Consider the following 14217-nt stretch of genomic DNA (forward strand, 5'->3'; position numbering starts at 1 on the left):
GCATGAATCAATCCAGGCCCGCAAGCTGCGGGATCAAGCCATATCGTGTTTGCACCCGATTGCCATTACAATGCGCAAATGCCTAAGTATCTTACCTCGACTCTCGATTTTGCTCCCGACTTGATTGCGCTCGCTGCGACGCAGCCGCTGGCTTTTCCTGGCTTGCTGCAATCTGCCCGCACGCAAGGCTGGGATATTTTATTTGCCTTGCCGCAAACCCAGCGTACCTATCGTGCCGATGAGGGCGCCGCTTTTGTTGCTGATTTGGCCGCTTTGCCTATTGATGCCCAAATTAACAGCGAGTTCCCATTTCATGGCGGCTGGCTGATGTACGCCGGTTATGAGTTGCTGGAGGCTTTCGAGCCCACGGTGCCGCAGCGTTTTAGCAGCAGCGAGGCGACGCAAGCCACTGGTGCGATCCGTGATTTTCCGCTGGCAGCCTTGATCCGTTGCCCGGCAGCGGTGTTGTTGCAGCGTGAAAGCCAGCAAGTCACGCTGATTGCCGAAACCGCCGAACAATTGGCGCAGCTGCAGGCTTTGGTGAGCGCCGATGCGGCTTGGTCGCCCGCAGCCTTGAAAATCGCCGCAATTTCCGAAGACGAGCCGCAGGCTTTTCTCGCGGGTGCTGAGCGTGCGAAACAGTATATTTATGACGGCGATGTGTTTCAGGTCAATCTATCGCGCGGCTGGGATGTGACGCTGTCGCAAGGTGCGCCGCTGGATGTATTTGCGCATCTGCGCGCCGCCAACCCAGCGCCGTTTTCGGCCTACCTCAATTTAGGCGACGACGTTGGCCAGATTGTTAGCAGTTCGCCCGAGCGCTTGGTGAGTGTGCGGGATGGCGCCGTACAAACCCGCCCGATTGCCGGGACGTTTGCCCGCTCGCTCGATCCGGTTGAAGACGCCGCGCTGAAAGAGCGCCTGCTCAATACGCCCAAAGAGCGCGCCGAGCACATTATGCTCGTTGATCTGGAGCGCAATGATCTGGGGCGGATTGCGGTGCCCGGCACGGTGAAAGTTGACGAACTGATGGCTGTCGAGACGTATGCCTTTGTACACCATATTGAATCTAACATCCGGGCAAATACCCGTGAGGGTATCAACGCCGCCGATGTCTTGCGGGCACTGTTCCCCGGTGGCACGATTACCGGCTGCCCAAAAGTGCGCTGCATGCAGATTATCCGCGAGTTGGAAGATCGAGCGCGGCTGGCCTATACCGGCTCGCTGGGTTACATCAACCGTGATGGCAGTATGGATACCAATATTCTAATTCGCACTTTTGTCCAGCAAGGATCGCAGCTGTATTTCCGCGCTGGCGCGGGGATTGTGGCCGACTCTGATCCCGAGCGCGAATTGCAGGAAACGCGGCACAAAGCGCGTGGCCTGCTGCGCGCCTTGGGAGACCAATTGGCATGAGTGTGAGCAAACTCGTCAATGGTCAAGCCGCCGAGACGATCAATCTGACCGACCGTGGTCTGCAATTTGGCGACGGCGTGTTTCGCACGATTAAAGTCCTCAATGGCCAGCCGGTCTGGTGGGCACGGCATTACGCCAAATTGGTGCACGATTGCGCACAAATCGGCATCGTCGCGCCGAGCGAGGCGAGTTTACTCGCCGATATTGAGCAACTCAAAGCTGATAATCACACACTGAAAATCATCGTCACCCGTGGCGAAACGGCGCGTGGTTATGTGGCGCCCGCCGATTTGTCGCCCAATCGCATCGTGCAGATTGCGCCATTACCGGCGTATTCGCCCGATTTGGCGACGCACGGCGTTAAGCTGCGTAGCTGCAGCACACGAGCGAGCTGGCAACCCGCGCTGGCGGGCATCAAGCATCTGAACCGATTGGAAAATATCCTGGCACGGCGCGAGTGGTCTGACCCGAGTATTTTTGATGGCTTGATGTTTGATCGTGATGACTTCTTGATTGAAGGCGTGATGAGCAATGTGCTGGTGCTGCTTGACGGTGTGCTGTGTACTCCCGATTTATCCGAATCCGGCGTCTCTGGGGTATGCCGTGATATGACCTTGCTGGCAGCGACTCAGCTAGGTATACCAACGGCAGTATGTAAAATCAATCGCAGGCAATTGTCGCAAGCGCAGGCGTTGTGGGTCTGCAATAGCTTGGCTGGACTATTGCCGGTGATCTCGCTCGATGAGCTGCACTGGCCTGTTGCCGATTTGAATAAGGCTTTGCAGGCGGCAATCGAATTATTAAAGGAAGACCAATGAAAGTGATTGCCTTATCGCTGGCGCTGTTGACGCTGGGCACGGCGCAAGCCGAGCAATATTATCAAGCTGATCCGGCCAAATTGGCCAAGTTAGAGGCCGAACGCTGCGCCAAATTGCAAAAAGAAGATCAACTGATTACCCGCCGTCTGGGTGGTGGCAATAATAAATCGTACGACATTGCAAAAATGCAATCGCGCCAGCAAGTGGTGCAAGCCGATTACGGCAAGTACTGCCTCAAGAAATAATCCCTCGCGATCTACTGCCGTTTGGGCCTTGGCGGCTTGCAGCCGCGATCCTCTGATCTACACTGGGTTCAATTGACGCTGCCACGGCATTACCTCGACGGAGGATCAGAAAATGGATATCGCACAACGCTTGCACGAGCTGCTCGGTCCGGATCATTTTCCGCAATATCTGGTTGAACGCTATCCGCACCTGGCAACCCGGCTGTTACAAACCTGGGGAACGCCAGCACTGGATATTTTCATGAACGATCTGTTTTTTGATCGTCGCGGTGGTCGTCAGGGATTTGAGGCTGAAGTAATGCAGGAGTTATTCAGCATCCAGAGTCTGTACAACCAGCGCTTTCCGCAACAGGAAAGCAGTGAAATCTGGACTGAAACCGATCTGGCGACCGAAGAGCTGAGGGCAGATTATCTGCTGTTTGATGCGCCGCATTTAATGGAAGCGGCTAAAACCGGCAATCTGGAATTCATCAGCAATGCGCTCGCTTCCGGCGTTTCGATTGATTATCGCGACGAGGCGGGCTTGAGTATGTTGTGGTGGGCGTGCCGCTATGGTCATCGCGAGCTGATCGTGACTTTGCTCAAAGCCCGTGCGGTCGTTGACGTGGCGGACGAGTTGGGGTGCTCGCCTATGCATTGGCTGGCGGCGCAGGATCTGCTTAGCGCCATCGAAGAGTTGCAGCATCATGGTGCTGACATCAATGCGCGGGATGTCGAAGGCGCTTCGCCGTTGATGTATGCGACCCGGCGTTCCAGAGTGGCCGCAGCGGGCTGTTTGTTGCAGCTTGGCGCTGACGTGAATCTTCAGGACAAGAAAGGAATGAGCGCTTTGCATTATGCTGCTGAAGTCGGCAGTGGTCATCTGCTTGAATTATTGATGGCTTATGGTGCCGATAAAAACTTACTTGATTGTCAGGGAAGGAGTGCCGAAGATATCTTGCGTGCCAAACCGGGGGGGCAGCGTTTGCTGGCTTATTTAATGTGACCCATGCCGTTATTGCCCTGATAGCCCTGATCTTCAGGGCTTTTTTATGCACGTGATGTTTTGAGGATTATTGCTGTTCGCTGAATTTTATTCTTGTTTTTTAGTATGTTTTTTGAAAATTAAGCGAAAGAAATTTATGGGTTTTTACTTAAGCTTTTGGCGGCTTAAGATCAAGAATTAGCTGATCCTAATAAGCAAATTTTAAAAAAATGTTTGTCGTTTCAAAGGGATGTAGGCACAATGCGCCGATCGAAAGGATAAACGGATAGGCATGAAGAGATTCCTGGTAGCACTTTCTACGTTGTTATTATTTGCTTGTGGCGACTCTGATCAGGGGCGTGCCAAGCAGGTGTTGCCGTGGGCAGAAACCCGGGAATTGGTCGTGCTGGTGCAAAATGGCCCGACGGCATTGTATGTCAATGCCGAGGGTAATTATGCCGGTCTGGAATACGATCTGATCACGCAGTTTGCCCAGCAGAACAATCTGAAGGTGCGTTTTCTGGTCAGCAGCAATCACACCGAGATGCTTGAACGTCTGCAACGACGCGAGGCTCATCTGGCCGTTGGTGGTCCGCGAGACACAGTCGAAGGGCTGATTTATGGTTCACCCTATCAGGATGTTGAAGCGACACTGGTTTTTTCGTCAAAAACCAGCGAAACCACGGCACTGAAAGCGCTCAAACAGGGGCTGGCCAGCATCAACACCTTGCCGCAATATGTCGCTGCGCTCAATCAACTGCAACAAAATTACCCGGCTTTAAGTTGGCAGGTCATCAATAGCGGCGATAGCGAATCGCTGATCGAGCAGGTTGCGCAAGGCAAAATCGAGTTTGCGCTGGTTGATTCGCACGCGGTTGAAGTGGCACAAAATTATCATCCGAATATTACGACTTCCCGCAAGATTTCCAGCGTCCAGCAGTTGGCGTGGGCGATGCCTGATTCGGATTTGCAATTACAAAATCGGATTAACGGTTTTTTCCGTCAGCAGGTCGCCGATGGCTCATTGCGCCGTTTGCATGATCGTTACTACGGCCATCTTGACCGTGTCGATCAGCTCGATGCGTTGGCGTATCTGGGACGAATTCAATCGACATTGCCGCGCTATAAAGAGTGGTTTCAGGAGGCCGAGGGTCGTACCGGGCTGGACTGGCGGCTGATCGCGGCGCTGTCGTATCAGGAATCGCACTGGAATCCCGACGCAGTTTCGCCCACCGGCGTACGCGGCATTATGATGCTGACCAATGAAACGGCGCAGCGGATGAATGTGGATAGAACCAATCCGTATGAAAGCATTATCGGCGGCGCGAAATATATCCAGCTGCTCAAAGAAACGCTGGCTGACCGGGTCGCCGAGCCTGATCGAACCTGGCTGGCGCTGGCGGCGTATAACATCGGCATGGGGCATCTGATCGATGCGCGTACGCTGGCGGTGCGAATGAAAAAAGACCCCAATAGCTGGGCTGATGTGAAATCGGTATTGCCTTTATTGCGTAAACCCGAAGTCTTTAGCACCTTGAAATATGGTTATGCACGGGGTGGCGAGCCGGTGGTTTTTGTTGAAAGTCTGCAGTCGTATTACGATGTACTGGCGCGTTTTCAGCCGCCAAGCAAAACAGTATTGCCGATGCCATCCGATTCGGTCATCGTGCATAATCCGGAAAATCTGCAGTTGGAAATCAATAGCGTACTCAACCCGCTGGCAATCGAGAAACTGGCAGCCAACTGGTAGGGTATTGTCCTGTAGCCATTTTCAATATTGACTTTCATGCGTATACCCATGTTTGTATGTTAATGGGGATTGCGCTGTCCGAGTTTTGCGCTATTTCCGGTACAATAGTACTTTCGCTTTTTGCCGGATTTGCCTCATGACTGTACGCACCCGATTTGCTCCTTCTCCGACTGGTCTGCTCCATATTGGCGGCGTTCGCACTGCGCTGTTTTCCTGGGCTTATGCGCGTAAACATGGTGGTCAGTTCGTGCTGCGGATTGAAGACACCGATCTGGAACGCTCGACGCCCGAATCGGTTGCGGCGATTCTGGACGGCATGCATTGGATCGACATCGGTTACGACGAAGGCCCGTTCTACCAGATGCAAAGGATGGAACGCTACAAGGAAGTGATCGCGCAATTGCTCGAGAGCGGCCACGCCTACTACTGCTATTGCAGCAAGGAAGAGCTCGAAGCGCAACGCGCCGCTGCCGAAGCCAAAGGCGAAAAGCCCCGTTATGATCGCACCTGGCGTCCTGAAAGCGGCAAAACTTTGCCCGCAATTCCAGCCGATATCAAACCCGTCGTGCGTTTCAAAACGCCAATCGGCGGCTCGGTGGTCTGGGAAGATCAGGTCAAAGGCCGTATCGAAATCAGCCACAATGAACTCGACGATCTGATTCTCGCGCGCCCCGATGGCACACCAACATACAATTTCTGCGTCGTCGTTGATGATGTCGATATGCGCATCAGCCATGTCATTCGCGGTGACGACCATGTGAACAACACGCCACGCCAGATCGTGATTTACGAAGCGATGGGCGCGCCGGTGCCGGTGTTTGCCCACTTGCCGATGATCAACAACGATCAGGGCGTCAAACTCTCCAAGCGTCGCGACGCGGTGTCGGTCGTCGATTACGACAAGCAAGGCTTCCTGCCCGAAGCGCTGCTCAATTACCTGGCGCGTCTGGGCTGGGGTCATGGCGACGATGAAATCTTTTCGATGGCGCAATTTATCGAATGGTTCGACCTGAAAGATGTCAGCGGCAGCCCAAGCCGGATGGATCGCGACAAACTGCTGTGGACCAACGCGCAATACATCAAGGCCGCAGATCCGGCGCGCCTTGCTGACCGTGTTGCCGGTTTTATGACCGACAAAGGCATCAAGACTGAGGGCGGTCCGGCCTTGGCAGAGGTGTGTGCCTTGCTGAAAGATCGTTGCCAGACTTTGGTCGAAATGGCCGATCAGGCCGAATATTTCTACCAGCCGCTGACGCCAACGGCTGAAATCGTCGAAAAACACCTCGATCCGGAATCGGAAGAGCGCCTGAAAGTGTTTGCTGCCGAAGCGGCGAAATTGGAAAACTGGGACGCGGCGACCATTGGCGCTTTCATTAAAGACTTCGTCAAAGAACAGGGCGTCAAAATGCCGCAAGTCGGCATGCCACTGCGCGCCAAAGTCTGCGGCATCACCAACACGCCATCGGTCGATGCGGTGCTGGCCTTGATCGGCCGAGAAGAAGTTTTGCGCCGATTGGTGGGATAAACGGCTGCGAAGTCCGTTGATGCCTCGATCCATTTTCCTTATTGCTATCTCTGGCAGCTTGCGTGCAGCGTCGTGCAATACGGCGCTGCTGAGGGCGGTGCAGGCTGTCGCGCCCAGCCATATGCACGTCACGCTGTTTGATCAGCTTGCGCAAGTGCCGCCGTTTAACCCGGATATTGAGATTGATACTGTGCCGCTGCTAGCGCAATTGTGTGAGCAGATTATTGCGGCTGATGGTGTTTTGATTGCCAGCCCCGAATACGCGCATGGGGTCAGTGGCATAATGAAAAACCTGCTCGACTGGATGGTCAATACGCCAGCATTTGTCAATAAACCTGTTGCAACATTGAACGCTGCGCCGCGTGCGCATCATGCTTTTGACGCGCTCAAGGAAACGCTAACGCTGATGTCGGCGCAGTGGCTTGAAGCTGCGTCGATCACAGTGCCAGTGATTGGCGACACCACGACGACTGAGGCAATTTTGCGCAATCCGCAACTATGTTCCGATTTGCGAAATGCGTTGGCGGAGTTTACTAAGTTGCAGCTTGAGACAATGAATTAGTGGGGCGGGTGGGTATCTAAATTATGGTTATGGATGACAATCTACGTGGGCAAATCGGCCAGCTGGTCATGGCCGGCTTTGATGGTTTTGTTCCCAATGCGCACATCGAAAGCCTGATCCGCGAGCAGCGTATCGGCGGTGTAATTCTATTCCGGCGCAATATCGAGTCACCTGCGCAAGTGGCCGCGCTATGTCGCCGTTTGCAGGAAATCAACGCCGAAGTTTCGGATTTACCGCTGTTGATCGGCATCGATCAGGAAGGCGGTATGGTGATGCGGATCGAAGACGGTGTGACGCCGCTGCCGTCGGCGATGGCTTACGCCTCAGGCTATGCCTCGCACGCGGTGCCCGGTTGCAGCCCGGCAGACTGTGAACAACTTCATCGCGTCGGCGCTGATGAGTTGCGCCAGATGGGGATCAATATCAATTTTGCGCCTTGCCTCGATATCAACAACAATCGTGCCAATCCGGTGATCGGCGTGCGCTCGTTTGGTGAAAATGCCGCGACAGTGACGGTTTACGGGCTGGCGGCGATGCGAGGGATACAGTCAGTGGGAATTGCCGCGACGGTGAAGCATTTTCCCGGTCATGGCGATACGGCGAGTGATTCGCACTATGCATTACCGCTGATTGCGCATGATAGGCCGCGCCTTGATGCGGTCGAGCTGACGCCGTTCAAGGCGGCGATTGCTGCTGGGGTTGATGCCATCATGACGGCGCACGTGGTTTTTCCCGCCATTGAACCTGATAGGACGATTCCTGCAACGCTGTCGCGCAAAGTGCTGACCGGCTTGCTGCGCGAAGAACTGGGTTTTGACGGCCTGATTATCACCGATTGCCTGGAAATGGACGCGATTGCCGGGGGCGTTGGCAGCGAACAGGGCGCGGTGCAGGCGATTGCCGCCGGTGCCGATATTGCACTGGTTTCGCATACGGCGAGTCGTCAACGCGGCGCAGTGGCGGCCTTGCTTAATGCAGTTAATCAGGGGTATATCGCTGTAGAGCAGCTTGAAAAGTCAATACAGCGAATTACCCATGCCAAGTATATGGCGCGCAACTGGCGCGATTTGCCTGTAATCCCGACGGCTTTGTGCACTGCCGAAAGTCTGGCACTGGCCGAGCGCGTGCAATCGCTCGGTATTGAAGGTGTTGCGGCACCCCTTGATCCGCAGCAGCCGGTGCTGCTGGTGACGACCGAGTTACTGCAACGGACTGAAATTGACGAGGTTGCACTCGGCGCTTCGCTCAGTGCACGGGGCAGTTTGCTGCCGGTGCTGGAAGCCGCTGGTTTTACGGTAAATGAAATGATCATCCCGCCCAATGTCGGAGCAGCCGATGCGGCTCGTGTTGTCGAGACGGCCAGCACGGCACAGCAGATTATTTTCCAGAGCTATAACGCGACGCGCTTTGCCAGTCAGGCTGCGCTGATTCAGGCGCTGGACGCGAGCAAACTCACGCTGATCGCCGGGCGTAATCCGTATGATCTGCAATTGGCTCCCAAAGCCAGAGCGCGTTACGCCGCCTGCAGTAATCGTCCGGCTGCGCTGGCGCTGATTTTCAAAAGAATGATGGGCGTTTGATCTGCATTCAGCAGTGACGCGACAATAAAAACGCCACATGGTTACCCATGTGGCGTATATCTTTCTAAGTCAAGCTAGATAATTACTTCAGCGTGATACCCCAGTTGGCTTCAACGCATTTGCTGTATTGGCCATCGATCAGTGCATTGTATGGCGTCTGGTAGCTGACCAGTTGGCACTTATTATCGCCGCCGACTTTCCAGTCTTTTTCCCAGTAGATATTAAATGCGGCTGATGAACCACCATCGAAACGACCCATGTTTGAGCATTTCATCGACTCTTTTGTGATATCCCAACCCAGATCGCGCGAAAACTCGGTGTAGTAATTGATCCGGTTTTGCGCCGCTGGTTTGACCTGGGCATCCTGACATTCGGCATTGATAATCTGGATCGTCGTCGGGAAGTCGTTACCCAGTTGACGCGATTTATCAAAGTCGTTCGGAACCCAGGTGCCGTCGATCACGTGCAGCATCGATGGTTTTGGCGGTTGCGGATACACAAAGAAGAACACGGCTGACGCCAGATTCAGCCAGCTTTCGGCGACACGATCCGGATCTTTGAGCAGAACAGACTGGTCGCCGTCAAACATCGCCTGGCTGAATGGGCCATAGTTATAGTTGTAAGACAACTGCTTGGCGCCGCGACCGAAGTATTTCTTGAAGCCGCCTTTGGCATCCGTGCCACAAGTCCAGACTTTGTTAAAGACCGGATCGGTACATTCGGTGTTATAGCCGCAGCTCGTGCCATCTTCGGTACAACCCATTTCGCGGACATGCACCAAGGCTTGCAACCATTCGGCATTGCCGTACTGCTCAACGCTATGGCCGCCGGTTTCCTGCGCAAAGTGCGCGAATGAAGTGGCCAGTGAGCGACGGCAGATTTCATCGGCATTGCGGCCATCGCTGTAATCACCACAGAAGGCAGGGAATTTCGCAACGGCTTGCAGGAAACGCGTGTAAGTGTAGCTTGGGTGCGCTTTGGAGAAGTAATAATCCCATTTGGCTTTTGGCAAGATGACTTCAACGCGTTTGACGTTGCCCGGATTGCTCATCAGGCCGGGTGCAACGGCCTCGACGACCGAATTGGCCAATGTGCGAACCGACGCTTTGACTTTGCGGAAAATATCGCTATCAGTCAGCGTGGCAGCATAAGCTTCTGCCTCGGCTTTGGTCGGTACGCCGCTCGTGCCACCACCGCCGGGGGCTGGCGTGGCCATTCCGGCGCTGTCACAAGCACCTGCTGCAAGCCATTCAGCGGCTTTGCCTGGCTCGGAGCCGGGATTCGACCACCATTTGGCGCTGTAATTGACTGCGTTGTAACTCACTTTGGCACCACCGGCATACGAGCTGCCTGCATTCCACGCAGCATCACATTTTGGCAGACCAGCAGCAGGTGTCGCAGTTGGTGCTGGCGTACTGGTCGGTGCAGCGGTTGGTGTAGCAGTAGGGACAGCAGTAGGGACAGCAGTTGGGACAGCAGTTGGAGCAGCTGTCGGAGCCGCAGTTGGCGCCGGGGTCGCGGTTACGACCGGGGTCGAAGTCGGTTTTACGGTCACCTGTGGTGTTGCTGTTGGTGCTGGTGTTGCAGTTGGAACTGCTGTCGGAGTTACTGTTGGTGCGGGTGTCGCTGTTGAAACCGGTGTGGCAGTCGGAGCTGTGCTGAGTAATTGCCATGGCCCCCACTGGTTGGCGCCCGGAATTTCGCCCTGTGTCCACCATTTGGCTTTGTAATTTTTGCCTTGATAGGTCACGGTATCGTTGACCAGATAGATCGTCGAGGCATTCCAGTCTGCGGCCCAGACGCTGGCACTCAGGCACAAGGCGGCCATCAAGGCCGATATTTTAAACTTGGTGTTCATTGTCTCACTCCTTGAGGATTTTTTGACTCCAGACAGTGCTTTCCTCATTCGCGCTGTTGGTCATTCAAATACATTGAGTCAATCAATTTGCGGCAATTCTGACTCTTCAGGGGCGTAATCCTACCATTTGTAGTTCTGGTGTCTATGACTACAAGCACAGCAGCATAACGCTGGAAATGCGGGGTGAATTAATTGGCGGAATTAAAAAACATTAATTCCGGTTTTTTGTAATTAAATGAATATTTTAAGTATTTGCTGATATTCAATTTCTCTTCGACGCGAGCCAGAGCTAGGTATAATGGGCGGGCAGTTTTGATGATGACAAGGTTGGATTGGCATGCACAATGTTTGGAAGCAGTTGGTGGTTTTGGTGAGCGCGGTGGTATTGGCGACGAGCACGGTTTGGGCAGAAGACGCCCCGCTGCCGTTTGATAGCCCCGATGCTGCACCGCCGATTGCTCGTCGTGCGCCGCCGCCCAATGCTCAATATGTGGCACCCAGCTCAGTAAAAAAGACCAGTAAAGCCAAACGCAGCAAGTCTGCCAACAAATCGTCTTCGACGAAAAAATCGCGCTACAGTAAGCAGGGTGCCAAATCGAGCGCGAAAAAATCCAGTGTTAAAAAAACCGGATCGAAAAAATCTGGCGCTAAAAAGAGCCAAACCCGAAAATCGAGCGCCAAAAAATCGAATGTGAAAAAATCCGGTAAATCCAAAACGGCAAAAAAATCCAAGACGGCCAAAAAATCACAACGTGAATAAACCAAATAAACAAAAAGCCCTCGAAAGAGGGCTTTTTGTTGGGTATTGCACGCTAGGCTCTGTTGACGTTTGGTTTGCGAGTCGCGTTTGTGCTGGTTTTGGCCTGAAACAAGGCGGCATGTCTTTATCTATAAAAACAGTTCCTGATGCATAGTCATTCTATGTAAAGGTTTTGCAACGCAGTGTCAGGCCAAAAACAGCCAAACCCTCTGGGCTGGGCGCTTTTTGTGACGACTCTGCGTTATTGCCTGCTCAGATAGAATGACTATGCATCACAGCCAATGCCTTGATTCGTCACAAAAATCGCGCCAGCGCGACCGTAAACCAAACGTCAACAGAGCCTAGCGCTTGCAGGCTTTTGCTTTGAGCAAGATACGCCTAGAGGGTAATGCGTGCCAGCTCTTCAAAATAAGTCGGGAAGGTTTTGGCGGTGCATTTCGGATCGTTAATCCGCACCGGAGCGCCGCCCAGCGCGACCAGCGAGAAACACATCGCCATCCGGTGATCGTCGTAGGTGTCGATTTCGGCGTTCGGGACCAGGCTTTCCGGCGGAATGACCGAAATCCAGTCCTGACCTTCTTCAACGGTTGCGCCGACTTTGCGCAATTCGGTCGCCATCGCCGAGAGGCGGTCAGTTTCCTTGACGCGCCAGCTTTCGATATTGCGGATCGTCGTTTTTCCGTTGGCAAATAGTGCTGCGACGGCGATGGTCATTGCTGCGTCGGGGATGTGGTTCAAATCGACGTCGATGGCTTTGAGCTGACCATTGCTCGGCGGCGCGGCTTCAATCCAGTTCGGCCCCCAGCTGATCTGCGCGCCCATTTGTTCCAGCGTTTCGGCAAAGCGTTTGTCGCCCTGAATCGATTCGCTGCCAACGCCGGTGACGCGCACGGCAGGCGATCCGCCGATGGCGCCGGCGGCGAGGAAGTAAGACGCACTCGACGCGTCGCCTTCAACAAAAATCTCGCCCGGGCTTTGGTAAGACTGACCTGCCGGGATGAAAAATTCGTTCCAGCTTTTTTTCTCGACCTTCAGGCCAAATTTGGCCATCAGATTGAGTGTGATTTCGATATACGGTTTGGAGATCAGCTCGCCGACGACTTCTACGGTCATATCGCGGTTGGTCAACGGCAAGGACATCAGCAGCCCGGTCAGAAACTGACTGGAGACATTGCCTTTGACCTGGACTTTATCGGCTGCCACAACGCCCGGTTTGATCTGCAGCGGTGGAAAGCTTTCATTGCCCAGATAATCAATCTGGCTGCCGGCCTGACGCAGTGCGTCGACCAGATCGCCAATCGGGCGCTCGTGCATGCGTGCGACGCCGTGCAGATGATAGCTACCATTTGAGAGCGCAAGTGCCGCTGTTAACGGGCGGAAAGCCGTACCGGCGTTGCCGAGGAACAGGTCGGCGTTTTTATTCGGAAAGTTGCCCGCGCAGCCGTGAACGATGTAATCACGCGTATCATTAATCTGTTCGACTTTGACGCCGAGCGTCGCGAGCGCTTCGAGCATGCGCTGCGTATCGTCCGATGCCAGCAGACCACGCACGGTGGTTTGACCATCGCACAAAGCGGCGAGCAAGAGGGTACGGTTGGAAATGCTTTTCGAGCCGGGTAGCGCGACGGTGCCGGCGACTTTAGCGATCAGCGCGAGATCGAGGTGTTCCATGATTACGATTCCTTGGTGAGTTCTTTCAGTGCCTTCATCACATAATCGGGCGTGAGTTTATTGAGGCAATCCATATGGCCGAGCGGGCAAACGCGCGCAAAGCACGGGCTGCATTCCAGAGCCAGCGTGACAATTTTGGCTTTGCTCGTCAGCGGCGGCGTAAAGCCCGGCGAGCTCGAACCAAACACGGCAACGAGCGGGCGGCCGAGCGCAGCAGCGACGTGCATTAGGCCCGAATCGTTGCAAACAGCGACGTGCGCCAGCGAGAGCAAATCGATTGCTTCGGCGAGACTGGTTTTGCCGGCGAGATTGACGACATTCGGTTCGAGCTTGACGATTTCAGCGCAAATTTCACTGTCTTTGCCTGAGCCAAACAACCAGACCTGCGCACCGTCGGCAATTAGTTGGGTCGCAAGTGCGGCGGCATGCGCCGCTGGCCAGCGTTTGGCCGGGCCATATTCGGCGCCGGGGCAGATTGCAATCATCGGTTGGGTAGTGCTCAAGCCGAGTTTGGCGAGCGCCGCGTCGCGATCTGCATTGTTGATCGTTAATTCGGGATTGGGGATGGTCGCGCTGAGCGGTGTATTATCCTCAGCGAGGGCATAAAACCGCTGAACCATTTTCGGCAACGCAATCGGATCGAGCTTGCGCGCGTCATTGAGCAGACCGTAACGCATTTCGCCGACCCAGCCGGTGCGTTTTGGAATGCCGGCAAACGCCGGAACCAGTGCGGATTTGATCGAGTTCGGCAATACGATGACCTGATCGTAGCCGCGCGCTTTCAGTTGCCTCGCCAGTTTCCAGCGCTCGCGCAATTTAAGCTCGCCATGGCCGAAAGGCGCGTCAATCGCTTCGGCAATTTCAGCCATTCTGGCGTGCAGCGGGCGTGTCCACGCTGGTGCGAGCACGTCAATTTGCGAGTCTGGATGGCGCTGTTTCAGCCGCGCATACATCGGCTGCGCCATGATGGCATCGCCAACCCAGGCTGGGGCGACAATCAGAATACGTTTCAAGCTTTTATCCGTTTTTGAAAATGCAAAAGCGGCGACCAATGGGTGCGCCGCTTTG

12 protein-coding genes are annotated in these 14217 nt (G+C 54.4%); 9 read left to right on the forward strand and 3 right to left on the reverse strand.

Going from position 1 to position 14217, the window contains the following annotated elements:
• Positions 1-78: 78 nt before the first annotated feature.
• The 8 genes from ACG2XO_RS09015 (at position 79) to nagZ (ending at position 8860) form a co-directional block, all read left to right on the forward strand.
• Positions 79-1416, forward strand: a complete 1338-nt coding sequence (locus ACG2XO_RS09015) for an aminodeoxychorismate synthase component I (RefSeq protein ID WP_410497646.1) — start codon at positions 79-81, stop codon at positions 1414-1416.
• Complete coding sequence (gene pabC / locus ACG2XO_RS09020) at positions 1413-2234, forward strand: aminodeoxychorismate lyase (protein ID WP_410497647.1); 822 nt, start codon at positions 1413-1415, stop codon at positions 2232-2234. Before ACG2XO_RS09015 ends, pabC begins: the two co-directional genes overlap by 4 nt.
• A complete protein-coding gene (locus tag ACG2XO_RS09025) occupies positions 2231-2479 on the forward strand; it encodes a hypothetical protein (protein WP_410497648.1) in 249 nt (82 codons plus the stop codon). Before pabC ends, ACG2XO_RS09025 begins: the two co-directional genes overlap by 4 nt.
• A 112-nt stretch (positions 2480-2591) precedes the next feature.
• Positions 2592-3464, forward strand: coding sequence for an ankyrin repeat domain-containing protein (locus tag ACG2XO_RS09030; protein WP_410497649.1), 873 nt, complete (start codon positions 2592-2594; stop codon positions 3462-3464).
• Positions 3465-3735: 271 nt separating this feature from the next.
• Complete coding sequence (gene mltF, locus ACG2XO_RS09035) at positions 3736-5193, forward strand: membrane-bound lytic murein transglycosylase MltF (protein WP_410497650.1); 1458 nt, start codon at positions 3736-3738, stop codon at positions 5191-5193.
• Positions 5194-5329: 136 nt separating this feature from the next.
• A complete protein-coding gene (gene gltX / locus ACG2XO_RS09040; protein WP_410497651.1) occupies positions 5330-6718 on the forward strand; it encodes a glutamate--tRNA ligase in 1389 nt (462 codons plus the stop codon).
• Between the two features lie 19 nt (positions 6719-6737).
• Positions 6738-7280: an NADPH-dependent FMN reductase gene (locus ACG2XO_RS09045; RefSeq protein WP_410497652.1), complete on the forward strand. Its 543-nt coding sequence runs from the start codon at positions 6738-6740 to the stop codon at positions 7278-7280.
• Positions 7281-7309: 29 nt separating this feature from the next.
• Positions 7310-8860 (forward strand): beta-N-acetylhexosaminidase, encoded by a 1551-nt coding sequence (gene nagZ, locus ACG2XO_RS09050; protein WP_410497653.1) that lies wholly within the window; start codon positions 7310-7312, stop codon positions 8858-8860.
• A gap of 82 nt (positions 8861-8942) precedes the next feature.
• Here the strand turns inward: nagZ and ACG2XO_RS09055 are convergent, their stop codons facing one another.
• On the reverse strand, positions 8943-10718 hold the full coding sequence (locus ACG2XO_RS09055) for a glycoside hydrolase family 19 protein (protein ID WP_410497654.1): 1776 nt from the start codon (positions 10716-10718) through the stop codon (positions 8943-8945).
• A 337-nt stretch (positions 10719-11055) separates the two neighbouring features.
• Between ACG2XO_RS09055 and ACG2XO_RS09060 the strand changes: the two genes are divergently transcribed.
• On the forward strand, positions 11056-11478 hold the full coding sequence (locus tag ACG2XO_RS09060; RefSeq protein ID WP_410497655.1) for a hypothetical protein: 423 nt from the start codon (positions 11056-11058) through the stop codon (positions 11476-11478).
• Between the two features lie 378 nt (positions 11479-11856).
• On the opposite strand, the gene aroA is transcribed toward ACG2XO_RS09060, so the two are convergent.
• Entirely contained in the window at positions 11857-13149 is a 1293-nt protein-coding gene (gene aroA / locus ACG2XO_RS09065; protein WP_410497656.1) for a 3-phosphoshikimate 1-carboxyvinyltransferase, read from the reverse strand.
• Positions 13150-13151: 2 nt separating this feature from the next.
• Positions 13152-14162, reverse strand: coding sequence for a lipopolysaccharide heptosyltransferase II (gene waaF / locus ACG2XO_RS09070; RefSeq protein ID WP_410497657.1), 1011 nt, complete (start codon positions 14160-14162; stop codon positions 13152-13154).
• Positions 14163-14217: the final 55 nt, after the last annotated feature.

It is taken from the genome of Chitinibacter sp. S2-10 (genome assembly GCF_046530675.1).
In the GTDB taxonomy this organism is placed as follows: Bacteria; Pseudomonadota; Gammaproteobacteria; order Burkholderiales; family Chitinibacteraceae; genus Chitinibacter.

What these genes read in the sequence shown, in the direction of transcription:
- ACG2XO_RS09015 (WP_410497646.1), top strand. Translation starts at nt 79, where the DNA reads ATGCCTAAGTATCTTACCTCGACTCTCGATTTTGCTCCCGACTTGATT.
- pabC (WP_410497647.1), top strand. Translation starts at nt 1,413, where the DNA reads ATGAGTGTGAGCAAACTCGTCAATGGTCAAGCCGCCGAGACGATCAAT.
- ACG2XO_RS09025 (WP_410497648.1), top strand. Translation starts at nt 2,231, where the DNA reads ATGAAAGTGATTGCCTTATCGCTGGCGCTGTTGACGCTGGGCACGGCG.
- ACG2XO_RS09030 (WP_410497649.1), top strand. Translation starts at nt 2,592, where the DNA reads ATGGATATCGCACAACGCTTGCACGAGCTGCTCGGTCCGGATCATTTT.
- mltF (WP_410497650.1), top strand. Translation starts at nt 3,736, where the DNA reads ATGAAGAGATTCCTGGTAGCACTTTCTACGTTGTTATTATTTGCTTGT.
- gltX (WP_410497651.1), top strand. Translation starts at nt 5,330, where the DNA reads ATGACTGTACGCACCCGATTTGCTCCTTCTCCGACTGGTCTGCTCCAT.
- ACG2XO_RS09045 (WP_410497652.1), top strand. Translation starts at nt 6,738, where the DNA reads ATGCCTCGATCCATTTTCCTTATTGCTATCTCTGGCAGCTTGCGTGCA.
- nagZ (WP_410497653.1), top strand. Translation starts at nt 7,310, where the DNA reads ATGGATGACAATCTACGTGGGCAAATCGGCCAGCTGGTCATGGCCGGC.
- ACG2XO_RS09055 (WP_410497654.1), bottom strand. Translation starts at nt 10,718, where the DNA reads ATGAACACCAAGTTTAAAATATCGGCCTTGATGGCCGCCTTGTGCCTG.
- ACG2XO_RS09060 (WP_410497655.1), top strand. Translation starts at nt 11,056, where the DNA reads ATGCACAATGTTTGGAAGCAGTTGGTGGTTTTGGTGAGCGCGGTGGTA.
- aroA (WP_410497656.1), bottom strand. Translation starts at nt 13,149, where the DNA reads ATGGAACACCTCGATCTCGCGCTGATCGCTAAAGTCGCCGGCACCGTC.